This is a genomic window from Brevibacterium sp. 91QC2O2, assembly GCF_024580695.1.
Taxonomy (GTDB): Bacteria; Actinomycetota; Actinomycetes; order Actinomycetales; family Brevibacteriaceae; genus Brevibacterium; species Brevibacterium moorei.
Map to the genome: position 1 here is coordinate 78,673 of NZ_JANIJY010000004.1, position 23,430 is coordinate 102,102.

Consider the following 23,430-nt stretch of genomic DNA (forward strand, 5'->3'; position numbering starts at 1 on the left):
ACCTGCGGCGGTGATGGTCCTGCACATTCCAGTGGCCATCCGCTGGGATCTGCCTGCGGCTGTGAATGACGAAGATCCCGTCCCTCCAGTGCGATCTGAAGGAACAGGATCTTCTATCCGGGTGCCTGCGTAGCACGTTCGGCAACTTTTCCCCGAAGGCGAACACGCTGGTCAGGCGCCTGAACCGTGGGGTCTACCGGGTCGGCAACCGGCCCCGCAACACCGCCCCGATGGACCATCGAGGCCCTGTTGTGAGGACTGTTGGGATGACTCAAACTTTTCTCACCCCCTCCGAGATCGACCACTTGGTCGCCGACTACGAGGCTGGGTCTGGGGTCCAGGAGCTGGCTTTCAAGTACGGTATCCACCGCGCCACGGTCTTCTCGCACCTCCAGCGGCGGGAGGTTCCTCGGCGGCGTCCTGGGCTCAACGAGCAGGAACAAACCGAGGCGGTGCGCCTGTCACGGGAAGGCATGTCGATGCGAGCCATCGGACGCCGGATGGGCGTGGATCGTAAGGCCGTACGCGTGGCTCTTGTCGCCGCCGGGGTGATCACTGACGTCCAGCTTGAAGCCGTGTAGCTGCTTTGGCGTCGTTCGCTCAGAACTTCCATCCCTGCGCACGGAGAAGATCGAAGAACTTGATGCAGGCAACTCCATGTTCATCAGCAATGTTCGGAATCTTTTGGTTCTTGTCTTCAGTGTTTGGACCTTTGCGACCCTCTTCAGTCACAATGACTTCGTTATCTGCTTTGGCATGTGCGATGACAAACGGGTCAGCATAGTTCTTCTGCCCCTGTACCCAATCCGGATGCGTCCCGGAGATATCGGCTACTGTTGCAAGCTCTTCATCTGTCGACTTGCAGACAAATCCCGGAATCCCCTTTACCCAGGCGGACAGGTCATCGTCGCCAAGGTCTAGTTCCTTCTGAGCTACTTCACACATGCAGATGTCACCGCTGACGACGGCTGCTTCCATTGAATCCCAGAGAGAGTTGAAGAACTCTCGCGGATACCGCCGTTCCATGTTGATGAGTATGTTGGTGTCCAAGGTGTAGGTCACTCGATACCCTCGGTTCGGTAGTACTCATCGATCATCTGCCGAACCATCGGGACACGGGCATTGAGTAAGTGGCTCGCATCGAGCATATCTACACGCTCATCTTCAAGTGCTCGGGCAACGGCCCCAACGTATCCCGGCCCCAGGTCCCGATAGCGCGTACGCCAAGGTGCAGGCCCGCCCTCGCGCTTCTTGCGGGACTCTCGAACGCCTTGCCATCTATCGTCACTCTCGCGACGAATGGACTCCAATTCCTCATCGGTGATTAACTCAAGGGTGCGCAACCGCACGCCAGCAGCAAGTACGCTCACCTTGAAAGCCCCAGCCGCCGCCTCCGCGCGTTCGAAGGCGGTCCCCGCAATCTTGGCAGCTACTCGACCTACCTGACTTTCCGGCATTAAGAAATTGGCGGCAAATGCGTTGGCGGTCGCCTCCACATTTACGCGATCCTCCAAACCGCACATTCCACTCGTGCGGTTAGCTAAGTGTGCGACTTCGTGGAACAGGGTGAAGACTTTACCATTATTGGAGTCTGCTCCATTGAGAAGGATTATAGGAAGCTTCTCATGGTAGATGGAAAGTCCTCGGAAAATCGCAAGATCAACCCGAGTCGTTTGAAACACGAGATACCCGTGATGCTCAAGGAGACCTCGCCAGAAGTTAAGAACCTGATTTTCCTGACTCTCAGGAGGGGTGAATGCTTCGGTCAGGCCAAAGAGCGCTCGCATCTCGCGCGCTCTCGCAGAGACATTCCGCCGGTTGATCGGCTCTACGATTGCGGGCGGAGCCGGGGTTCCTTCAAGCTCCAAGATTGTCTCGCGATGTTGCTCAGCCCGACGCATCTCTCTAGCAAGCAAAGACGGAATAGGCTCCCCATTGCTTGCTCGGAAGTCGGCAGTCTCCGGCACATCGGATGCGCTAGGCGTGGGAGTAAAGAAGAAAGCGAGCGTCCGATCCAGTTTCTTTGCGATGCTCTCAAGCTGACGGAGGGTTGGACGCGTCTCACCAGTTTCAAACGCGACAATGCGGTCCTCGCTGGTGCCCGCAGCTCTGGCGAGTTCGTCTCGTTCGACAAGCATTGCCTCACGAGCCCATTGGAGGGTGGAACCATTGATTGGCGCTCTTGCCATGGCTTCAACCTCCTTTCTGGTGGGAACCCGTTCCGCTGGCGTGCAGGGACTGACATCCTAGTCTCAGTTTATCTTGTGGCACCGTCAGGTTGGGAGCGACGCACGACGGCAGATCGCACCAGCCGGAGGTTCCCCGCGCCCGGAGTTGGCGCCCCTCCTCGGCAGCGAGACTCGGCATGGCGTGCCCGCGCGAGCACCGCCAAGCTCACTGGCCCGATCCAGATCATCTTGAACGAGCTCCAGAGGCAGATGAAGACGAAGAGGTAGAGCCATCCGGGGCTACCCGCCTCGATGAGCACGGTGAGCCAGTACGCCACGGCGATGTAGGGGACGGCGAGCAGCATGGTGAGCGGTCCCCACTTCAGGCCCCGACGCGTGCGGACACGGTCGAGGATGATGTTGCTGGGCATGTACCGGCGCATGAAGGTCCGGGTGTGGATACTGGCGATCCAAAGTAGACGGAACATGGTGTTCTCCTCTCACGCACGTGCTTCGGCGGTGACGGTGCGTGGAGAGGGGCTCGGAAGCCTGCCGCAAGCGGCCCAAAGTGAAGGAGAAATCCGTCTTCCTCAACTCTACGCGCGGAGCCTCCCCAGCGATAGAGCTTGAGCGTTCACAGGCTCCTGCCCATCGACGGTGCGGCCCGGCGGCTCTCGTCAACTTCAGGGGTTTTCTTCGTGAGCGTGCGAGCGACGTCGAGCGCTGCCCGGGCGCGCGCCGCGTCGACCTTCTGGGCGACGCTCTCGGGTGGGGTGCCAAGTGCCGTGTCTGTGGTGACTTGGTACCGGTCTCGGTAGGCCGCTACAACTCGTGCGGAAAGTCGCCAGGTGGCCAGTTTCCTCGCGTTCGTGGGCTGCGGTCCTAGCTCCGCAGTCCAAAGCACTGCCTCGTCGAGTGCACGGTCGAGGGCGGCCTCAGCGCGGGCCTCGATGAGGTCACGGCGTTCGTTGAGCGCCTGATGCATGTCGCTGTCCATGGCCCCGGTGGCTTCCGGGATAAGACCAGCAATCAGCCGTGGAGTCTTGCGGGTGCGACCTGATCCGGCTGGGCGTGCGGTGGCCATGGTGACGCGGTGGTGAAGGACGGCTGCGACGTCCTCGGCGTCGTCGAGCCGTCGCGCACACACCAACTTCGGTAGGAGGACGTCGACGTCGTGATGGTTCGCTTCCGCCCGGCGGAGTTCTGCGGTGAGTGGCCCGAAAGCGTCGGACGCGAGCACGTCGGCGGCCTGGGTATCGGTGAGGCCGGAGTTCTGGATGAGTGTGGCCCAGCGGTCGTGTTGGGCGGCGGCTGCGATGGTCTCGTATTCGGCAGCGAGCTGCGCAATCGAGCCCCAGGTTTCCTGCTCGGCCGTGATCGTCTCGTGAGCCGATAGTTCTGCGCCTGCGTGTTGCAGGACGCCGTAGAGGACGCTTCGGCCGGTGGCGGCCTGGTTATCGCCGGGGTGTGGAACGTCGTGGGCGGTATCGGGTTGGTCGACGGCGACGTAGACGGTGTTCGCGTCGCGTCCGCGGGTCATGGCTACGTACAGGTTCTCGCGAGTCATGGCCGAGTCGACGAGGACGTGGGCGGTGTCGGTGGTGATGCCTTGCGCCCGGTATGAGGTGACGGCGTAGCCGAGGTTCTGTAAACGCACCTACCTCTCACACGAGTAGGAAGGTGGGCCGGAACATGGGTCACAACGAGCAGCAGAGACAGGCCACGGAGCCGTTGCGGGCGGTGGTGTACGTGAGGATCAGTGACGACCCCGAGGGTACGGAGCGGGGTGTGGATCGGCAAGAGGCGGACTGTCGCGCTTACGCTGCCGCTCACGGGTGGGAGGTCAGCGCGGTGTTCCGCGAGAATGACACGTCGGCGTTCAAGCAGCGCACGATTACGTTGCCGTCTGGTGAGCGGGTGCGGCGGGTGGTCCGCCCGCAGTTCCGCGCGATGCTGACACACCTCGCTGATAAGCAGGCGAAGGTGATGATCGCGTACGACCTGGATCGGGCAGTGCGTGACCCCAGGGACTTGGAAGACCTTATCGACGCGAAAGTACTCGGCGGGTTCACCGTCCGCTCTGTCACCGGCTCCCTACGCCTCGACACCGACTCAGATGTGGCAATGGCGAGGGTGCTGGTGGCAATGGCAAACAAGTCCTCAGCCGACACCGCCCGCCGCGTCGCACGGGCAGCGAAACAACAGGCCGTCGAGGGAGCCTGGCACGGCGGAAGGGTGCCATTCGGATACCGAGCAGAGAACGGCGTCCTCGTGATCGACCCGGTAACCGGCCCGCTGGTGGTTGAGGCGTTCCAGCGAGTGCTGGCCGGTGAATCGCTGTACCGGATTCGCAAAGACTGGAACGAGCGCTGCATCCTCACCACTCACGGGTGTGCATGGTCGGATCGGACACTCAAGATGGTGCTCAGAAACCCCTCCAACAAGGGCGTCCGTGAGTACCGCCCGGTGATGCCGGATGGGAGCCGCGCGAGAACGTCGAAGATACAGGTGGAGGCGGCGTGGCCCGCCCTCGTGGATGAGGACACCTGGCAGCAGGTCTCCGATGTGCTCGACGCGCGAAAGAAGGCGCGGAACTTCCACCAACCCGGCACCGGCAACGCAGTTCGGCTCTACCCGTTCTCCGGCCTGATCCGCTGCTCTGGGTGCGGGACAACAATGATCCACCGCGGCCCCGTCTACCAATGCGTGCAAGCGACCCGGGGCGGGTGTCACCGGTCGATCCGCTCCACTGAAATCTCCAAGCTCATCGAGGAGGCGGTGCTGGCGACGTTCGAGCAGATCACCCTCGGCCCCACCACACGCCAATCATCTCGCGGTGACCTGACAGCGAGGGTCGGGCTGGCGGCGACACTCGACGCAGACAGGGATCGCTTGGCGCAGCTCGATGACGATCACTATGACGGACTGATCGACAAAGCCATGTGGGTGCGGCAACGAGCGAGGATCGCGGAGCGGATCGAGCGCACCCGCCGCGAATACACCGCAACCCTGCCGGAACATCACGCGGGGCCGAGCATCGACGTGACCACCGTCGCCGCAGAGTGGGAGGGACGTACCCCGATGTGGCAGTACCAGGCCACGAGCCTGATCCTGCAAGCGGTACTGGTACACGCACTGCCCGACGGTGTGAACGGTGCGACCCCGGCCCGTCGCCGCAACGAGGGCGTCGAAGCGTTCCATGTCCGCCGCGCCGCGTACCGTGCGGAGATTCTGGCGCATCGGGTTGAGTTCATCTGGCGTGCATAACCCGCTGGGGTGTGACCTGCCCCGCACTTGAAGCTGTACAGCGGGGTCAGGGTGCGGGGCCTTCGCGTTTCTCAGAGACGGGAGCCTTGACCGGTCGGGGAGCGGCGCAGAGGCTGTGCAACTCAGTCAGCACAGCAGGGTCGTCTACGACGTTGGTGAAGCCCTGCGCGCGGCGCGAGTCCGCGGCGAGCCGAGCGCCGAGGGTCCCAGCGGACGAGGCCACGGGTCGAACCTGTGCAGTGGACGTAGAAGCGGGGGTAACGGTACGGATACTCATACCGTTAGGTGCGGAAGCCCCACCCCAACTATGGCCTCGTAGGCCGATCAGGGTGCGCGGCACAGATCATCGCTACCAGTGCATCATCACCACGCAGAGCATTCAATGATTCGCCGTTCAGTAGCCGCAGCAGCACACCATCACCTTTCGGCGTGCCCACGTACTTTGGGTCGGGATGCCCCAGGACGATCCGCAACAGCGCAGACCATGACCGGGGCGGCAGCCCGAGCAGCATCGGTACGGCGCGGTCACGGCGCAGCACCTCGACCCCACGATGCCGGGAGGAGAGATCGGCGAGCCGATAGGCGACGTGCTCAACGCACGCGGCGACCAGCGCAGCATCCCATCCCGCAGATGCGAATAGCGCGACCGTGTCAGACAGCAGAGCGACCACCCGCGTCTCATGCTCGTTCTCGTCCGCGTCGCCGTCATCGTGGTGCGTGAACGCGGGGTGGTACTCGGCCAAGCGCTCTCGCTCGGCGAACCGCACAGCATCATGGAACCCGACGATCCGGGAAGTATGGCGCACCTTGCTCGCAGATGTCAGCATCCCTGCGGCACGAGTCTCAGCGTGACAGCTGATCTGCACAGCACGCGTCACCACGGCCCACGGGTTCCCCGCGTTGCGCGTAGAGGGAGCGAGCATCACCTCGAACGCCGCGGACGCAACCGCCCAGGCATCCACCCCGTGCTTACGCGCGAGTGGCCGGTACTTGGTCGCGGTGTAGCGCATGAGTTCGGCTGCTTCACGGTCACCCCGCCACGCGCCCGGCCCGGCGTCGTGCAACCGGGTGAGCAGGGAGCGTAGGCCTTCTGGGCTCTCGAAACTGCTGCTGGTCGAACCAGCTATTCCCGCAGCGACGTTGATAGCGGGTGAGGTGTGTTCGTCCACGGTGACGCCTCCCAGAAGGGAGGTGCGCCACCGGAACCCAATCCAGCGCGACCATCAGAAGATCTACCGTCGGGCGTCGATTCCTCAGCCCCGCGCTGACGTGGCGATGCTGTGCTGATAGAAGGTCCAGCCGAACATGATGGTTCCGGCGAGAAGAATGGCGCGGGCGACGACGATTGCCGCGATCACTGTTGCGTTCGGTAGCCCGCCCGCGACGAGGAGGCCGATCAGAACGAGTTCATATGCTCCAAGGCCATTGGGTGTGACGACAATGATGCTGGCGACGGTTGCTGCGCCGTATGCGACCAGGAGCAGCGCCGGGTCAGCGTAGAGGTCGAATGCGTCGAGAGCGATCCAGAAGAGCCCAGCGTCCGCTGCGTGGACAAGAAATGACCACAGGAAAGGCGCACGGAGGGCGCGCGGCTGAGCGAGGAGTTCCCGTAGTTCGATGTGCAGCCCGTCGAAGAAGCGTATGAGAGCGGCAGGTTCAACAAGTCGCGGTCTCCGCACCAGTTGCCCGAGTGAGTTGGTGAGGCGTGCAACAAGCCCCGCAAAGCGATGCAGCGCTCTGCGTCTACGAATCAAGAACACGGCACCGATCACCGACAGCACTGCGAGAGCGCCGATCCCGGCCGCGGTCCAAATGATCGTGGCGTTGCTCTGTCCGCTGAGTGTGAGCCAGAGGGTGGCCGCACCTACGACCAAAGCGAAGGAGATAAAGGTGACCGCGAAGCGAGCGAACTGCGCCAGGGTTCCTTTGCTGGGTGAAACACCAAGTGTGCTGAGTTTCCAACTCGTGTAGGTGATTCCCGCTGCTCCACCGGAGGGCAGCATATGGTTAGCGAAGTTGAACTCCAATGACATACGCATCGCCGCGAGTGGATGCATCCCGCGGAGTTCTCCACGTGCCCGGAGATAAGCGAAGAGCACTTCGCCGGTCACCGCAAAGCTCATGAGCTGCGCAGGGACAAGGAGCATCAGCACCCAAGGGTTCGCGTCACGAATGCTCTGGAACGCATCGATCATCGAGGGCCATGCCGCCCAGACGATTCCGCCCACGACGAGAGCTGTGATCGTGCTGACCCAGAAACGTAGAGACTTGTGCCAGGGCGAATGCTCGGGGCGGTCGCCTTCACCGATCATAGAGATATCTGTCGACTCACCCATCAGAAGGTCCGCGTCCTTCCCGAGGGAGCCTCCGAATCGGAGCGGCTGTGGCGATGCCAACGTCTCGTGTTCCCGAACTGGTGTCGGGCGAGGGTCATGCTGTCTGTCGCGTAATAGCGGGCGAGTTTCTTGCGATCTATTGACCGGAACAGTCGTGCTTTTACGAGCATTCGGGAGGAGTAGCGGAGGTGGTGACCGGATCGGAGGAGAGCGATTGTCACGTCCACGTCCTCGCTGACTCGTTCATCTCCCATCGTGACGAGGTGCCGCGCTGACAGCCAGGCTTGGCGGCGGACAGCGCTATTGAAGCCGTACAGCATAGGAGCGACGCCTATGCTGCGCTCGTGCCAGAACCTGAACCCGCGGTACCACCAAGAGCCCCAGAAGAGGTTGCCGGGCGAGATTTCCGCGATTGCGGCTCTGCCACTTTGCCCGTGAAGCTCGGGATCGGTGAAGTCTTGCCGAATACGAGCGATCCACCCGGGATGCACGATCGTGTCGGCGTCGATTCTCGCGATGACATCACCGTTCGCCCCGTCGAAGCCGGCCTGGCGAGCATAGGTGATGCCTTGCCTGGGTTCGGAGATGATGCGGACCGTCGGGAACTGCTTCGCCAGGTGGACAGTGTTGTCGGTGCTGCAGTTGTCTACGACGACGATCTCGTCAGGGAGATCAGTCTGGTCAGCGAGCGCCTGTAAACAGCGGGTGATGATCCGTTCTTCGTTGTAGGCCGGAATGACCACTGAGATTGTCGGAACCGCTGCGTCCGTTGCGGTGGCCTGCGTATCGTCAGGTTTAGCCATTGCTGGTGAGCTTTCTGGTGGCAATCAAGGCGCTCACGAATACGGTGCTGATGAAGAGCACCGACATAGCTCCGAAGGTAAGAGCGATTTCGCCCCATGGGATGGCGGCGATGGCTGTGGCGACGGCGTCTCCTGCTTGGGAGAGATATCGCCAGGCGATGAACGCGAATGCTGCGGTGAGGAGCACGGCGCTTGTCGCGAGGAGAACGATGGCTTCGGACAGCAGTGTGGTGATGATTCGAGGCCGGGATATGCCGAGCAGGTTGAGCATCCGATACTCGGAGCGACGGTTGAGGGTCGATGCGGCAAGACCCTGGATCATGGCCACGATCGCGAGCGCATAGACAGTGCCGAAGAGAGCGATGTTCCCGGAACTAGCGCTCTCTTGTCGCTGTTCTACACGGGTCTGGACGAACTGTGCTTTCGTGAGGATCGGCGCGGTGTCGGACAGTGCCTCGGCGACAGCGTCGGTCTGCCCGGCGTCAGTGGTGAGAAACACGCGGGTGTCCCAGACCTGAGGGTCGAGTTCTTCGAGCACGCTCCAGTCCACGAGAAGATCGGTGTAGATGCGAGAGGAGACCACCGCCCCCACCTCGAGCTGCACGGTCTGCCCGCCGGGTGCTTCCACGTCGATGATGTCGCCGACTTCGTCCGTTTCCCGAGTTGAGACGATTCGCTTGCCGCCCACGTCGGCGAAGGACCCGGAGGTGGGTTCGCTCACGAACATGTCGGTGTAGTTTGCGAGGTCGACGAAGTTGAAGACCGTCAGGAACGTGCCGTCCGGTCGTCCTACCTCGATGAGACGGGTGGTGGACGCGGAGCGCATGACGCCTGTGACTCCGCCTTGTTCCTCGGCGGCATCGGCGACGGCATCGGCTTGTTCGGAGGTCTCGGGAAGAGAGACCAGGTCTGCGGTGATCTGAGTGTCGTAGTCGGCTTGCATGGTTGCCTGGTCCGGTCCGGACCCGATGGAGAAGCCACCCATCACCCCTACGAGAATCAGCACCGGCAGAACGTTTGATGCGAATCTTCGGGCGTCTCGGTACGCTCGCTGAGCCACGAGCACGCCAGAGCCACGAATGATCGGCCGGAGCGCCCACGAGACGATCCCCGCGACGGCAGGAACGATGAGCGGTGCGAGCGCTCCTAGAGGAAAGACGATGAGAAGTGGGACCAGGAGAGATGCCACCGGGTTCTCGCTGCCTGTATCCGGCATGAAGATGAGGAACCCGACGAGTCCTGCCACCGACAACGCCGCGATGACGATACGCACTGCGCCCATGCGTCGTGCCGTCTTTCCGGTCTGATTCCCTTCGAGAGCGTCGAGCACATTGGCCTTCTGACGACCACGAAGACTGAACCATGCCGCGATGATCGAGCACAGGACCATCCCGGCCGCGACCGCGAGGAGCGTTCCCACGGGGAAACCGAGATTCACATGCAGGGACCTGCCGAAGACACCGATTGATTGCAGCAAGAGGTAGAACGGATGGGCCAGAAGCTGCCCGAGCAAGACCGCAGGGACCACGATGACGGTGGCGAAGATCAGTGCTTCGAGCGCGATCATTCCTCTGATGCGGAGCACACTCGCCCCTGCGAGCCGCATCTGACCGAGTTCACGACGCCGCAGGGCGAGCATGTTGCGGAAGCCGAGGAACACCAGCACCAGGGCGACAGCAACGGTAGTGAAGCACATCACCTGGAGGATGCCGCGCGAGGCAGTCAGACTGGACCGCACGACTCTCTCATCGAACTCCGAGAACTGGGTCCAATCGACCGCCTGCCCCGACGCCAGGCCGGTGTAGAGCACCATCTCTGCCGTTGCGATCACCGTCGCAACACCCAGGAGTACCGCCGCACCGACGTACGCGGAGAGGTGATGCTTGACGAACGCAGCTGACACCGGGAACTGCCGGATAGGGCTGCTCATCGTGTCGAGCTTTCGAGAGTGGTCATCCGGTCGCTGACGGTGCGAGCTGTTGGCGTCTCCATCGTGTCGATGAGACGCCCGTCCACGAGGAACAGCACTCTGTCCGCGTACGCGGCGACCTGGGGATCGTGTGTGACCATGACGACCGTGGAGCCGATCCCACGGAACTGACGGAACTGGTCCATGACCTGGAACCCGCTCTTGCGATCCAGCGCGCCCGTCGGCTCGTCCGCGAAAATCACCCGTCTCGTCTGTGCGAGAGCGCGAGCGATAGATACCCGTTGCTGCTGCCCACCGGATAGCTCCGATGGGTATGACTTCGCCTTCTCCCGGAGACCGACGTTGCCCAGAGCTTCCATCGCCGCATCTACGGAAATGCTCTGCCCACCGAACAGCGAGGGCAGAGTGACGTTCTGGATTGCGGTGAGAGCTTCGAGAAGGTTGAAGTGCTGAAACACGAAACCGAACTCATCCCGGCGAAGACGATCCAGTTCCTTCGGCTTCGCGGAGGTCACATCGATCCCGTCAAACAGTGCAGAACCTTGGCTTGCACGGATCAGACCCGCAAGACAGTAAAGAAGCGTTGACTTTCCGGAGCCCGACGGCCCCATGATCGCGGTGAACGAACCAGTCTCAAAGGAATGGTCGATACCGTCCAGCGCGACCGTCTCGACATGACCGTTTGAGAAGACGTGTCCAAGACCCTGAGCTACGAGCATGCTGTCCCTTTCCAGAAAGAAACGCACGCCCCTGCGACAACAGATTGCGAGCATGGGTGGGGATGCGCTGCTTCAATCCAACGATCAGCACGTTCCCCGGGCGAGGGAGCGAGCATGCCTCTTTGAGGTGTAGCTGGCTATACCTTTTCCCGTTCAGGGTCACTTTCGGAGGTGCCGTCCGTAGGCTTGAGCCATGGAGAACGCGAGAATCTGGGCAGCGCTGACGCGCTCGCCCTGGCGTTTCCTCAGCAGCCGGTGGCCGTGGCTGTCCTTGCTCTACCTCGCGTTCAGCGCGCTCCTCGGGTTGCTGCTGATCCCGGTGGTCGTGCTCGGTTTTCTGATCCTGCCGCTCAGCGGCCTCCTCGTCGGAGCTATCGAACGGCGACGAAACCGGCTACTCGGTTTCGCCCCGCAGGCATCGCCACATGCTGCCGTGAGCGAGGAGGAGCGCCCCCACTGGCTGAGCATCCGCCTCACCGAAGCCGCAACCTGGCGAGAGACCGCAGCACTCTTCGTGGACCTCGCACTCGGGATCACCGCACTGGTCGTGTTGTTCTTCGAAGGTGTGGCCCTCGTTGCCTTGGGAATGATCGCATACGCGGGCATCACCGGGCCGACTCGCACTCAGTTCTTCGGGGAAGCAGAAGGGACGATGACGCCGGGGAACTGGTGGCCGGTCATTCCCCTCGCATTGCTGCTGCTCTTCGTGCTCGGATATCTGAACACCATCCTCGCGGCCACCCAGGCCTCTCTGAACAACGTGCTCTGCGGGCCATGGCAGCGTGACATCGATCGACGTGTCGCCCGGCTCACGCGCTCGCGCGCCGCTCTCGTGGAATCGTTCGAGGTCGAGCGTCGTCGCATTGAACGCGACCTCCATGACGGAGTCCAGCAAGACCTCATCGCCCTGGGTGCTCGCCTCGGCATGATCAGCTACGAGATCGAAGAACTCGCCTCCACCGATACACGCCTGCGCCCCCTTCTCGCATCTGTTGACGCCGCGCAAGGCCAAGCCGAACAAGCGATGGCGACACTGCGCAACACCGTCCGAGGCATCCACCCGTCTGTCCTCACCGATCACGGCCTGAGCACCGCGCTCCAAGAACTCGCAGAACGCGCGCCACTGACGGTGAACCTGCATGGGGACGAGGGCGGCACGCGCTACCCGGCGGTGTTCGAGACCAACGCCTACTACTTCGTCAGCGAAGCCCTCAACAACACCGTCAAACACGCAGACGCCACCAACGTTGAGATTCGACACCAGGTCAATCACGGCGTACTCACCGTCACCGTCATCGACAACGGTCGCGGCGGAGCACACGAAAACAACGGGCTCGGGATCGCGGGGCTCCGAGACCGCGCGGAAACTCTGAACGGTTCCCTCACGCTCACCAGCCCGAAGGGCGGACCCACGCAGATCCAGATCACCCTCCCGCTCACCCTTGAAGGAGCCGCGGATCATGCGCATCCTCATCGCTGAAGACTCCACGCTCCTCCGAGAAGCGCTCACCGCTCTCGTGGAAAGACTGGACCACGTGGTCGTCGCCACTGCACAAACAGCAACCGAGCTCGAAACCGAGTACGCACGCCTGAACGATGCCGACACCCCGCCCGACCTCATCATCACCGACGTGCGAATGCCACCGACCAACACCAGCGACGGACTCCTCGCCGCGCTAAGCATCCGCGCCGAGCATCCCCGACAGCCCATCATGGTGCTCTCTCAATACCTCGCCGACACCAACGCCAGACGGCTCCTCACCCTCCCCAAGGGAGCCGTCGGCTATCTCCTCAAAGACCGCGTCAATCGCGTCCGAGACTTCGCACGCTCACTCGACAGCGTCGCAAACGGAGGCACCGTCATCGACCCGGAAGTCGTCCAGCACCTCCTCTCCACCGCAGGTAACGGCCCCCTCGACTCCCTGACACCACGAGAACATGAAGTCCTCGGGCTCATGGCCGACGGCCACTCCAATAGCGTGATCGCCAGCAAGCTGGTGCTCAGCGACCCTGCCGTCAGCAAACACATCGGCAACATCTTCCAGAAACTCAATCTCGACCCCGTCGACGAAAACCGACGCGTCAAAGCAGTCCTCACCTACCTCAACGCATCACGCTCCTGATAGACCTCCCCACAAGCTCCGATCGGCACACTCACACCTCTCACAATCGACTTCATCACAGTCATGCACGTATGCCACCGTGGGTGGGGCGTGCGCACCTTCCTTATGAGACGACTCATGAGGGAGGCCGGAATGAAGGGCGGGGTGATCCTGTTCCGCGGCATCGGTGCCGCTGCGCGCCGCTATGTCGAGGCCGACCGCTCCCGCGCCGACGAGTACTACCTCGGCGCAGATAACGCCGTGGCCGAGTACGCGGTGCTCGACGCCAGCGGCGAGGTCACGGACGCCCGCTCGCTGACTGCCGAGGAGTATGAGGGGTGGGTGGACTGGACGGAACCGATCACGGGTGAGTCGATGGGTACCCCGCGTAAGCCGGGTGAGGGGTCGAAGGGGTCGCCGTTGTTCGCGGAGATGACGATCAACGCTTCCAAGTCCTTGTCGGTTGCCGCTGCTCTTCATCCGGAAGTCTCGGCGGCGCTGGACGCGGCGCAGCAGGACGCGTTGGGAGAGATTCGACGCTGGCTTGGCCAGCACTCGGTGACAAGGGTCGGGCCGCGCGACCAACGGGAAGTGCTGTCTATCGAGCGGATGCAGGTCGTCGGCATCACTCACAAGACATCGCGGGCTGGTGATCCGCACCGGCATATCCATATGCAGATCGGTACTCGGGTGTTTGCGGCTGGGAAGTGGCGGGCGCTCGATACTGCGGCGTTGTTCAAGCAGCAGGGCGCGATCCGCGCTCTCGGCACCGCGGTCATCGCCGCGCACCCGCACCTCGCACAGACCCTCGCAAAGCACGGCCTGACGCTCGACCCAGTGTCCGGTGAAGTGACGGAGTTGCAGCCATTCAACGGGGTGATGTCGAAGCGGTCAGCGCAGATCAGACGCAACCTTGACCGTCTCGAAACCGAATGGGAGCAGCAGCATCCCGGAGAGGGGCTCGGCCCGGTCATGACAGCAAGGTTGCAAAGCATCGCCTGGACGCACCAGCGGCCAGGGAAGAAACCCGCTGACTTGAAGAATGAGCAGTGGTGGGTGCAAGAACTCCGCGACGCCGGATACGACCCCACTGCGCGTCAACGCCGCACCGTGCAGCGTCCGGTGTTGCTTGATGATCTTGCGGTGCAGGAGGTTGCATCGCGTGCGTTGGATCGCTGCGCCGCTGCATCATCGGCTTGGACGAGGCACAGCGTGCAGGAGCACGTCACCCGCATCACCACCGAACACGGCGTGCAAGCAACACCGGAAGAGTTGCGCGAGTTCATCACGATGGCGACCGACCTTGCGGCCTCAGATTGCTTCTCTGTCCTCCCACCGGATGCGGCGATGCCGGAGCATGTCGCGCACCTGACCAGCCTCACCGTGATCGCCGCCGAAACCGCGCTCCGCGACCAACTCACTGCCAGCACACCGAAGCAAGAGCCCGCCCACCCGGAGGTGACCGAGGCTGCACGCGCGGCGGGGCTGGACGACGGGCAGACGGTCGCTGCTGCTGCGGTCGCATCGTCTGACCCGTTGGTGATCGTGGAGGGTGCTGCGGGGAGCGGGAAGACGACGATGCTGCACACCGCCATCGACGTCTCCGCCGAGCACGGGCGTGCATCGCGGGTGGTTGCGCCGACGCTGCGCGCGGCGCAGGTCGCGCACGACGAACTCGGCATACCCGCCACGAGCGTTGCAGCACTCGTGCACGCGCACGGATGGAGATGGAACCGCGACGGCGTATGGACACGCCTCACTCGCGGCGACACCGACCCCGACACCGGGCGAACCTACACCGGCCCGCCGAAAGAGGCGCGGCTGTTGCGAGGTGAGCGGGTGATTGTGGACGAGGCCGGGATGCTCGACCAAGACACCGCCCACGCCCTCCTCACTGTGACCGCCGAGGCAGGCGCAACTATCGCGCTCGTCGGCGACCGCGCCCAGTTGCCCGCCGTCGGCCGGGGTGGTGTGCTCGACATGGCCGCCCAGATCAGAGGCCGCACCTACGATATGACTGAACTGCACCGGTTCGCTAACGCTGCATACGCGGCCCTCACGTTGACGATGCGCGACCGTGAGAACCCCGGCGACGTGTTCGACCGGCTCACCGCGATGGGGCTGGTGACGCTGCACCTGGACGAGGAGCAGGCCCGCGACCACATCACGGAGCACGCTACCCAAGGTGACGTGATTACGGTCGCCTCGAACGACGAAGCCGCTGCCCTGAACGAGCGCATCCGCACAGGACGGGTCGAGCGTGGTGAGGTCGATGACACGATCACAGTGACTGGCAGCGATGAACTGCCTATCGGTCGGGGGGATCTGATCCAGACGCGGAAGAACGACACCGCGCTTGGCGTGGCGAACCGGCAACAGTGGATCGTCCAGCACGTCACCGACGACGGTACCGTGTACGCCCGCGAAACCGGCAGCGGGCGCAGAAACCCGCGCACCGTCGTCCTCCCGCCTGAGTACGTGAGCGAATACGCGCACCTGTCCTATGCCGCGACTGCGTATGGCGTCCAAGGCGCAACCGTCAACGTCTCACACACGATGCTCACAGCGGCGTCGAGCGCAGCAGGCGTCTACGTCGGTATGACACGAGGCCGCGAGCACAACCGGTTGCATGTCATTGCCGAGGATATGGCGGATGCGCGGGCGCAGTTCGTTGATGCGGTGAAGCGTGACCCCGCCGACCGCGGCCTCGACCATGCCACCGCACAGTCCGTCGAAGCAGTACGCGGCATCGTCAAAAACGGCCCGATCCGGCGCGTCACCGAAGAACTCGTCCGACTCGACAGGGAGGCCCAGCGTGCCGAACGAGCGGCTGAGCGGTGGGAGCAGACCGCGAACAGGCTCGACGCCCAACTAGCCGCACACACGGTCGAGAAGGAGAAGGACGCCGCTGTGCTTCGTCAGGCCGAGGAAGAAGCGGCGCGGGTGCGTGCCGAGGTCACCGCGCCTCTCGCGGAGCAAGCCGAACGCGACGGCGAGGCATACCTTGCCAGCGTCGAGGAAGAGAGGACGGCGAGCGCGCGCCTCGCCACTGTTGGGCGGTTCGGGCGACGCAAGGCTCGCGACGAGCACCGTGCTGTGAGCGACCAAGCAGCAACCATCCGAACACATCTTCGCGATGCGTGGGAGGCTGAACCGCCACGAACCCCCAGCGCACTACCCGATTGGGCTGCACAGGTCGCAGAACGGCGAGCAGAAGCCGATCCCCGCGTAAGCGAAGCCGCCCAAGCTGTAAAGGCTGCGCGCACCGAACGAACCGCGACCGGTGAACGTCACCGCAACGAGCGCCTGGCGCTCTTGGCCCACGAGTACGGGCCTGAGAACGCTCGCGCACACCAGTACGGGATGCACGCCCTCAACCCACACCGTAACGCCCGCGACGCCCGCGCACGCGCAGCCATGCTTCGTACCGAGAGTGAGAAACTCCGCAGCCTCCCGGTGAACGATGCCGCCAAACTCATCGAGAGCAAACGCGTCGAGCGAGCGCGCGCGCAGCAACAAGCCGAACAGCGTCAACGGCGGATCTCTTCGCCCGAACCATCCTCGCGTCAAGGCCCAGATTCGCCGCGTGAGCGCGGAATCGGGTTCTGACCCTTCACCTCCTAAGACTTGGACGTAGCCTGCGTCCATTCAGAAGAACAGGGGTGGATGGCTAACTAGTCGTGAGCTTGGACGGCTGCGGTGAGTCGGCGGGCGAACTGGGTGATGTCGGTTGCCATGTCGGGTGGGGCTTCGATTCGGAAGTTCGAGTCGAGGTAGCTCAGTGCTGGAAGGACTCGTTGCCACGAGTCGAGTGCGAGTAAGGCCTCGGTGCGGGTGTGGTTCACCGAGCTCAGTCGGGCATCTTCGTGCCGGAGGGCGTCAGCGACGGCGGCTATTGGGGCGTCGATGGTGATGCGCATCCTGTGGAAGGTCTCGCCGAGCCCGGATCGCAGGTATGCCACAGCACTGTCGGCAGGTAGCGGCCTTGGCTCGTACCGCGTTCCCGTGCTGTGGAACTCGCTGATACGGTCGGTGCGGAAGATACGCCAGTCCTCGCGATCAAGATCCCACCCCAGCAGGTACCAGCGCAGTTCGATATAGACCTGGCGGTGCGGTTCCACTCGGCGCCTGCTGACGTTCTCGCGCGCATCCACATAGCCGAACGTGACGATCTCTTGAGCGGCGACGGCATCCCCGATACTTCCGAGTGCCACCGCGTGAACGCTCGGCGCGATGCGCCGTTCCGCTTCGACACTCATGCGCAGGGTCAAGGCTCTGCGTCGTAGTCGTGCCGGTAAGAGTGCATCGATCTTTCCATACGCACGACTGGCGGCGTCGCCGAGAGTTCCTGGCTGCGCAGGAGCGTTCGTGGCGAGGGTGGCCAAGCTGATTACTGCAGCAATAGTCTCCTCGTCATCGAGCACGAGCGGAGGCACCCGCTGCCCTGCGGCGAGTTGGTAGTGACCTCCTGGACCTGGCCGCGTAGTCACTGGGTACCCATATCCTCGTAGCCGCTCGACGTCTCGCCGTAGCGTCCTCGGGCTCACCTCCAGGCGTGCCGATAGTTCCTCCCCGGTGAACGCCTGCCCGCTCTGCAATGTGGCGAGCAGGCGCAGCATTCTCTCAGTGACATCGGCCATGACATCATCCTAAAGATGCGGTCAGAATCAGACCACATCTCCTGTTAGCGTCGAAGTGAACCGACGTAAGGAGTGGAGACATGACGATAGGGGTAATGACGCCGAACGGACACGTTGGGGCGCATGTCCTCCGTCTGCTCGTGCAGGCGGGAGAACGCCCGCGGGCGTTGGTTCGCAACCCGAACAAGCTGGATCAGAGCATCGCGGACTACGTCGATATTGCTATGTTGGACGCCTGGAACGAACCTACTGTTGTCGAGGCGACCCGAGGGCTCGAAGCGGTGTACTGGGTCAGCCCGACCGCGACGGACAGCGACCCGCTCGCAGCGCACTCCCTCGCCGCACGCAACATCCGCACCGCAATCGAGACCAATCGAATCGAGCGAGTGGTGTTCCAGTCCAGCGTAGGAGCCGAGAAGCGGCACGGTGTCGGAGAAATTGACGGCCTCGCCGCAACCGAGTTGGAGTTGGAAGCCAGCGGCGCTTCGGTCGCGCATTTGCGATGCGGGTATTTCTTCACGAACCTACTCATGGACATCGACTCGATCCGCGGAGGTGTCCTGAGCACAGCGATGGACATCGAGCGCCCGATCGCTTGGGTCGCTCCCGCCGACATCGCTACGGTCGCAGTAGGGCGCCTGCTCTCCCGAACGTGGAGTGGTCGCGAGGTTCAGGCAGTCCACGGCCCCGAAGACCTGTCGTTCACACAAGCCGCGGCGATCCTTTCGACCACGCTAGACGCGCCCGTGTTAGCGCTTCAGCTCAGCGACGATAACGTCCGATCCGCGCTCGGCGAATTCGGCCTGCCCGAGGCCCAGATCGAGGCAATCGTGATGATGGCCGCCGGGATCAGGGATGACTTCACTCCCGAGAATCCACGTACCTACGCGACGACGACGCCCACCACTCTTTCCAGTTGGGCAGCGGAATACCTCTCTTGAACCGATTCACGGATCGTCGTGCGGACTGGCCGTAGCGCAGATGGCGGCGCCTCACGCTGCTCCGCGGCGACATCACCCGTCGATCGCTCAGGCGAGCCGCGTCTTCAGGGACGCCTGCAAGATGACGCCGTTGGCTTACCTGACGAAGTTCCGCATCATCGAAATGGCGCGTCTACTACGCGAGACCGACCTCACTATCGCGGTCATCACCAGACGCCTCGGATGGAACAGCCCAGAGTCATCCGTAACTGCGTTTGCCTGCCATTACGGAGTCACCGTGCGTCTGTCGTCGCAGCGGTCCATCATTCGCCTCAGATCTCGGGCCGGGCGAAGGCGTCGCCCGCGACGCGAAAAGTGCTAACGGAAGTGCTAAGCAACCTGTAGGTCGGGGTATCGCGGTGGAGTTATCCATAGGCCAGATGCTGTAGATCGTTGATTTCATGCGGCAGAACGCTAGGTTGAGATTCGTAGCGCGAGGGGGTCGAGCTCAGTTCAACTCCCACGCCGTTGACTGCGCTCAAGCTAGGCTGGTGCACGGCAAACCAAAAGGTTAAGACGTAGCTATGTTTGCTCCCCTACGGGTATCTTCCTCGACGTAGTGGGAGGCCAGTCTGAGTGAGCGGTCACCATGTCGGCTGGACACCGCTGCTGCCGGCTGCGCTATGCTGTCCCCCGATCCGCCTGGAGTCAGCTCGCGCACTGACGACTGATACCGTTGGAAAGTGCTTAACGTAACGTTCGACACTGTCTTGATCAATGGCAGCGTTGGCACGGGGAAGACAACCACTGCCGAGAGGCTCGGCGGCGAGTTGGAGCGGTGCGGTATTCCTGGCGCAGTCATCGATGTGGACTGGTTGCGCCGATCGTGGCCTGCGCCGCCTGGTGACCCTTTCGGGACCGCACTGGCGCTGGAGAACATGCAGGCAATCGCCTCGAACTTCCGGCGCGCGGGTGCCCGCGTGATTGTGGCCGCAACAGTTGTCGAGTCACTGGAAGAGTTGAGCCGCGCTTCTGGGGCGTTGGCCTCGAGAAGGCTGTTGCATGTGCGGCTGACAACGACACCCGATGCGGCGATCTCGCGTCTGACCAGGCGGCACGCGGACGATAAAGTGATCCTGCACTGGCATCTACAGCGTCACGCGGGGCTGGCAGGTATTCTCGACCGAGCTGGCTTCACTGATGAGTTGCGTATCGACACAACTGAAAAGCAAGCCATAGAGGTTGGGCGCGAGATCCTCACTACTATTGTCGAATGAGCGAAGCCGACGACCGGTTAGACGAATGGGAGGCACTCCAGCCGCCCATCGTCTGGTGCGCACCGGAGGGCTTGCTCACGGACGCTGCCGGATCCGGCACCTGTGGCATAACTCTCACGGTGCGCACGCGCCATGTGGGTCGTTTGTCCGGCGAGTGTTCACGTCGGCGTAATGCAACCGGGCTGAGAATTTAGTCGTCGGCGTCGGGAATGAGGATGGTGGCGAGGCTGATGCGACGTTGTGCGTCATCGCGTCGTTGGAGGTATGGCGTGAGTACTTCCATGAACTCTGTTTGAAGTTTCTCAAGGTCTTGCGTGTCGAGGTAGAGCGGTGCACTTGCGAACCCGAGGAATCCGCGCAAGTCTGTGCGTCCGTCTTCGAGAACCTCTTCGAAATCATTTGAAAGGTCGCTGACGAACATTGCGAATGCCGACCGCAACTGCAGAGTGTCCATCGCCTGCATCTCCTCATGGCCGACGTGGGCCATGCGCTCCCCGAGTGCGAGCGTACGCTCGATGGCACCACGCACCTGTCGTTCGTCGACGACCGCCAAGATTTCGGCATCAAGCAGGGCCGCGACGTGCCGGTACAGCGTGGCCTGCTTCACTTCCGGCAGTGCTTTGCGGAGCTGAGCGGTGGTCATATTGCGGCGGCCGATTTGTTGAATGATCTTCATGCGAACAGGGTGGAGCACGAGGTCGGCGACCGGACGCTCTGCAACCATGGCTCTACCCCTAACCGTTATCACTGTGATAATGTTCTCATTGATGTACCACCCATTGAAGCAGAGGAGAGCGCGATGACGCAGGCGACCTATGGAATGGCTGGCGTTGACGTGCGCTTCCCTGGCTGGGAGTCCCTGATGGTCGGGCGAAGCTTCCTGCACGTTCCGTTAGCTGCGGTTCGGTCGGCTCGCGTTGAGCCTGGCTGGTCTTCAGAAGTACTCGGCATTCGTTCTGGTTTCGTCGTGTCCGGCTATCGCAAGCTCGGCACCTTCACTCACCCCTCGGGTGTCCGGCGACTGGTGTCGATGAAACGGGGCATGCCCCTCCTTCGCCTTCACACGGTTCGTGACGAGACCGGGTTCGACGAGATCCTCCTCAGCACCGATGACGCGGAGAGCATCGCGCACAACATTCAGGCAGGCGTCGCACGATGAGCCGTGCGCCGATTGAGATCCAGGGTCTTCGTAAGAGCTTCGGTGCTGTTGACGCAGTATCGGAGGCCACGTTCATAGCGGCGTCAGGCCGGGTCACGGGCTTCCTGGGCCCGAACGGTGCAGGGAAAACGACGACGCTACGCATACTGCTAGGGCTGACCCGACCGTCCAGAGGAACGGCACTTGTGCAGGGAAAGCGCTATCGAGATCACCCCCACCCGGCACGCATTGTCGGGGCGGTGGTGGATATTGCGGGCGCGCATCCGAGGATGACCGCCAGGCAGCACTTGCTCACTTACAGTGCGCTGTCCGGGCTTTCTCGGACACGAATCGAAGCGGTGCTCGAACAGGTGGGCGCGACCGCTTTCGCTGACCGTCGCATCGGCACGTTCTCGACCGGAATGCGCCAGCGGCTCTCGCTTGCGACGGCGCTTCTGGGCGACCCAGAGATCCTCGTGCTCGATGAACCCTCCAATGGCTTAGACCCGGGGGGTATCGTTTGGCTGAGAACGTTCCTCCAAGAGTTCGCGAGATCAGGGCGCACCGTCTTGTTGTCCAGCCACGTGCTCGGTGAGGTCGAGCACACCGTGGACGATGTCGTACTCATCGATAAGGGGCGGGTGAGGCGAGCCGCCTCTCTCGCCGATATTCGCTCGTCAGGCGCATCCCTTGAGGACGTGTTCCTTCGCGCGACACAGGGAGGAGACCAATGATGAGTGTGATCCGCGGCGAGCTCATCAAACTGCTCACTCTTCGTCTCGCGCTCTGGACGATCCTCCTCGCAGCAGCCTGCGGCGCACTCCTGACAGGCACACTCGCATTCATTGGGCCGGAGAACGCGACCCCGCCAATGCCCGGGCTCGATACCCCGGATGGCGTCGCGATCGTTCTCGGGCTTCCCACGGTGCTGTTGTTCATCCCCGCGCTCATCGGCACCATCGCCATCACCTCCGAGTACCGGCACCGAACTATTGGCACCACGTTCCTCGCAGTGCCAAGGCGGGGGCAGGTGCTTGGTGCGAAACTCGTCGTCTACACCCTGCTCGGCCTAACATACGGGCTCGCCTCCTCGATCGCATCCGGTGCAGCACTCTTCGCAGGAGCAGCAGCACGAGGAGTGACGATTCCGGTGCCTGTTGGCGAGATCATCCTGCCGCTACTCCAACTCGCCCTCGCAGCGGCCGTGTACATGGTGTTAGGGGTAAGTATCGGAGCGCTCGCCCGCAACCAACTCATCGCCATCGGCATCGTGCTCGGATACTTCTACTTCATCGAGTTCGTACTCATGATGCTCCCCGGCGTGAACAAGCTATACCCCTTCATGCCAGGCGGAGCCACAGCCTCGCTGACGAGCTTCTCCTTCCTCACCGACACTCTCGCCGAGCAGACCTCACTCAGCCCGGCCTCGCTGGCGTCTCCTCTCATGGGAGCCGTGATACTGCTTGCTTACGCGGGAATCGCCGGGCTCCTCGCAATATTTGTGACGTTGAAACGCGACCTGAAATGACGAAAACACCGATCGAACTCTCAACGCTCTTAACGTCACGAACCTCTGAAATGTCGGTATCCTCCGAAGCCAAACGAGGTGCAAGTCGGCGAGCTCAATTCGCCACTCCGTCAGTGGAGCACTTCTAAGCGCCCATAACCCATCAAAGGAGAATCATGCGAGCAACAGGAACCTTCACAGTGGAAGCATTCACTCCCATCGAGCCACCCTTGAACGCCGGACCCGAAACTGGCACACCGGTAGCCGTCGCGACAATGGAGAAGCGCTTCGCCGGAGACATCACTGGACGTTCGACGACGCTGTTCACCTACGCACTCGACCCAGCGAGCAATATCGGCGGATACACTGCAATGGAATCTTTCGAGGGATCGCTTCACCACCGGTGGGGAACTTTCAACTTCACGCACTCAGCGACGACAGCAGGTGAAGATCGGAGCGCAGAATCCTTCGCCATCATCCCCTCCAGCGGCACCGGCGAACTGAGTGGAATCTCAGGCGACGGGGGGATCGCCGTCGACCCCGACGGAACCCACCGGCTCTGGTTCGATTACCACCTTCCCAAATGAACGCCAACCCTGCTCGCCGCACTGAGCGGCGAGACC

23 protein-coding genes and 1 pseudogene are annotated in these 23,430 nt (G+C 62.6%); 12 read left to right on the plus strand and 12 right to left on the minus strand.

Annotation, left to right across the window (positions count from 1 at the left end; translation table 11 throughout):
* Nucleotides 1–65: 65 nt before the first annotated feature.
* Nucleotides 66–581, plus strand: a complete 516-nt coding sequence (locus NQ036_RS04885) for a hypothetical protein (RefSeq protein ID WP_257057396.1) — start codon at nt 66–68, stop codon at nt 579–581.
* A gap of 19 nt (nt 582–600) precedes the next feature.
* On the opposite strand, the gene NQ036_RS04890 is transcribed toward NQ036_RS04885, so the two are convergent.
* The 4 genes from NQ036_RS04890 to NQ036_RS04905 all read right to left on the minus strand — a co-directional run bounded on the left by NQ036_RS04890 (nt 601) and on the right by NQ036_RS04905 (nt 3,825).
* Nucleotides 601–1,062, minus strand: coding sequence for a DUF4411 family protein (locus tag NQ036_RS04890; protein ID WP_257057399.1), 462 nt, complete (start codon nt 1,060–1,062; stop codon nt 601–603).
* Nucleotides 1,059–2,189 carry an XRE family transcriptional regulator gene (locus NQ036_RS04895; RefSeq protein ID WP_257057409.1) on the minus strand — a complete coding sequence of 377 codons (1,131 nt, stop codon included), beginning with the start codon at nt 2,187–2,189 and terminating at the stop codon, nt 1,059–1,061. The genes NQ036_RS04890 and NQ036_RS04895 overlap by 4 nt, the downstream gene beginning before the upstream one ends.
* 68 nt (nt 2,190–2,257) lie before the next feature.
* Entirely contained in the window at nt 2,258–2,656 is a 399-nt protein-coding gene (locus NQ036_RS04900; protein ID WP_257057412.1) for a sulfate permease, read from the minus strand.
* A gap of 146 nt (nt 2,657–2,802) precedes the next feature.
* A complete protein-coding gene (locus NQ036_RS04905) occupies nt 2,803–3,825 on the minus strand; it encodes a C-terminal helicase domain-containing protein (RefSeq protein WP_373456808.1) in 1,023 nt (340 codons plus the stop codon).
* A 35-nt stretch (nt 3,826–3,860) separates the two neighbouring features.
* On the opposite strand from NQ036_RS04905, the gene NQ036_RS04910 reads away from it, so the two are divergent.
* Nucleotides 3,861–5,435, plus strand: coding sequence for a recombinase family protein (locus tag NQ036_RS04910; RefSeq protein ID WP_257057413.1), 1,575 nt, complete (start codon nt 3,861–3,863; stop codon nt 5,433–5,435).
* 305 nt (nt 5,436–5,740) lie between these two features.
* On the opposite strand, the gene NQ036_RS04915 is transcribed toward NQ036_RS04910, so the two are convergent.
* The 5 genes from NQ036_RS04915 to NQ036_RS04935 form a co-directional block, all read right to left on the minus strand.
* Nucleotides 5,741–6,604, minus strand: coding sequence for an exopolyphosphatase (locus NQ036_RS04915; protein ID WP_257057415.1), 864 nt, complete (start codon nt 6,602–6,604; stop codon nt 5,741–5,743).
* Between the two features lie 84 nt (nt 6,605–6,688).
* A complete protein-coding gene (locus NQ036_RS04920) occupies nt 6,689–7,771 on the minus strand; it encodes a lysylphosphatidylglycerol synthase transmembrane domain-containing protein (protein ID WP_257057416.1) in 1,083 nt (360 codons plus the stop codon).
* A complete protein-coding gene (locus NQ036_RS04925) occupies nt 7,771–8,574 on the minus strand; it encodes a glycosyltransferase family 2 protein (RefSeq protein WP_257057418.1) in 804 nt (267 codons plus the stop codon). The genes NQ036_RS04920 and NQ036_RS04925 overlap by 1 nt, the downstream gene beginning before the upstream one ends.
* Complete coding sequence (locus tag NQ036_RS04930; RefSeq protein WP_257057420.1) at nt 8,567–10,504, minus strand: FtsX-like permease family protein; 1,938 nt, start codon at nt 10,502–10,504, stop codon at nt 8,567–8,569. The genes NQ036_RS04925 and NQ036_RS04930 overlap by 8 nt, the downstream gene beginning before the upstream one ends.
* Nucleotides 10,501–11,223, minus strand: coding sequence for an ABC transporter ATP-binding protein (locus tag NQ036_RS04935; RefSeq protein WP_257057422.1), 723 nt, complete (start codon nt 11,221–11,223; stop codon nt 10,501–10,503). Before NQ036_RS04935 ends, NQ036_RS04930 begins: the two co-directional genes overlap by 4 nt.
* Nucleotides 11,224–11,416: 193 nt before the next feature.
* Here NQ036_RS04935 and NQ036_RS04940 point away from each other — a divergent pair, with 193 nt between their 5' ends.
* From NQ036_RS04940 to mobF, 3 genes are all read left to right on the plus strand, one after another.
* Nucleotides 11,417–12,703, plus strand: a complete 1,287-nt coding sequence (locus tag NQ036_RS04940; RefSeq protein ID WP_257057424.1) for a histidine kinase — start codon at nt 11,417–11,419, stop codon at nt 12,701–12,703.
* Entirely contained in the window at nt 12,684–13,346 is a 663-nt protein-coding gene (locus tag NQ036_RS04945; RefSeq protein WP_257057426.1) for a response regulator transcription factor, read from the plus strand. The genes NQ036_RS04940 and NQ036_RS04945 overlap by 20 nt, the downstream gene beginning before the upstream one ends.
* Before the next feature lie 117 nt (nt 13,347–13,463).
* The gene (mobF, locus tag NQ036_RS04950; RefSeq protein ID WP_257057427.1) at nt 13,464–16,934 is read left to right on the plus strand and encodes a MobF family relaxase; all 3,471 of its coding nucleotides are present in this window, start codon (nt 13,464–13,466) and stop codon (nt 16,932–16,934) included.
* Nucleotides 16,935–16,999: 65 nt separating this feature from the next.
* Here mobF and NQ036_RS04955 read toward each other — a convergent pair whose 3' ends face one another.
* Together NQ036_RS04955 and NQ036_RS15795 are read right to left on the minus strand one after the other, a co-directional pair.
* On the minus strand, nt 17,000–17,584 hold the full coding sequence (locus tag NQ036_RS04955; protein WP_257057429.1) for a YafY family protein: 585 nt from the start codon (nt 17,582–17,584) through the stop codon (nt 17,000–17,002).
* Between the two features lie 219 nt (nt 17,585–17,803).
* A pseudogene (locus NQ036_RS15795) lies at nt 17,804–17,965 on the minus strand (HTH domain-containing protein); the annotation flags it as partial.
* Between the two features lie 80 nt (nt 17,966–18,045).
* Here NQ036_RS15795 and NQ036_RS04960 point away from each other — a divergent pair.
* The 3 genes from NQ036_RS04960 (at nt 18,046) to NQ036_RS04970 (ending at nt 20,162) form a co-directional block, all read left to right on the plus strand.
* On the plus strand, nt 18,046–18,906 hold the full coding sequence (locus tag NQ036_RS04960) for an NAD(P)H-binding protein (protein WP_257057432.1): 861 nt from the start codon (nt 18,046–18,048) through the stop codon (nt 18,904–18,906).
* Nucleotides 18,907–18,946: 40 nt separating this feature from the next.
* Nucleotides 18,947–19,267, plus strand: coding sequence for a helix-turn-helix domain-containing protein (locus NQ036_RS04965; RefSeq protein WP_257057435.1), 321 nt, complete (start codon nt 18,947–18,949; stop codon nt 19,265–19,267).
* 361 nt (nt 19,268–19,628) lie between these two features.
* Nucleotides 19,629–20,162, plus strand: coding sequence for an AAA family ATPase (locus NQ036_RS04970; protein WP_257057436.1), 534 nt, complete (start codon nt 19,629–19,631; stop codon nt 20,160–20,162).
* A 190-nt stretch (nt 20,163–20,352) separates the two neighbouring features.
* Here the strand turns inward: NQ036_RS04970 and NQ036_RS04975 are convergent, their stop codons facing one another.
* Nucleotides 20,353–20,886, minus strand: coding sequence for a helix-turn-helix domain-containing protein (locus tag NQ036_RS04975; RefSeq protein ID WP_166232731.1), 534 nt, complete (start codon nt 20,884–20,886; stop codon nt 20,353–20,355).
* A 75-nt stretch (nt 20,887–20,961) separates the two neighbouring features.
* On the opposite strand from NQ036_RS04975, the gene NQ036_RS04980 reads away from it, so the two are divergent.
* The 4 genes from NQ036_RS04980 (at nt 20,962) to NQ036_RS04995 (ending at nt 23,394) form a co-directional block, all read left to right on the plus strand.
* Nucleotides 20,962–21,321, plus strand: a complete 360-nt coding sequence (locus tag NQ036_RS04980; RefSeq protein ID WP_166232733.1) for a hypothetical protein — start codon at nt 20,962–20,964, stop codon at nt 21,319–21,321.
* Nucleotides 21,318–22,034, plus strand: a complete 717-nt coding sequence (locus NQ036_RS04985; protein WP_257057449.1) for an ABC transporter ATP-binding protein — start codon at nt 21,318–21,320, stop codon at nt 22,032–22,034. Before NQ036_RS04980 ends, NQ036_RS04985 begins: the two co-directional genes overlap by 4 nt.
* Nucleotides 22,034–22,828, plus strand: coding sequence for an ABC transporter permease (locus NQ036_RS04990; protein ID WP_083311052.1), 795 nt, complete (start codon nt 22,034–22,036; stop codon nt 22,826–22,828). The genes NQ036_RS04985 and NQ036_RS04990 overlap by 1 nt, the downstream gene beginning before the upstream one ends.
* 155 nt (nt 22,829–22,983) lie before the next feature.
* Nucleotides 22,984–23,394, plus strand: coding sequence for a DUF3224 domain-containing protein (locus tag NQ036_RS04995; RefSeq protein ID WP_257057452.1), 411 nt, complete (start codon nt 22,984–22,986; stop codon nt 23,392–23,394).
* Nucleotides 23,395–23,430: the final 36 nt, after the last annotated feature.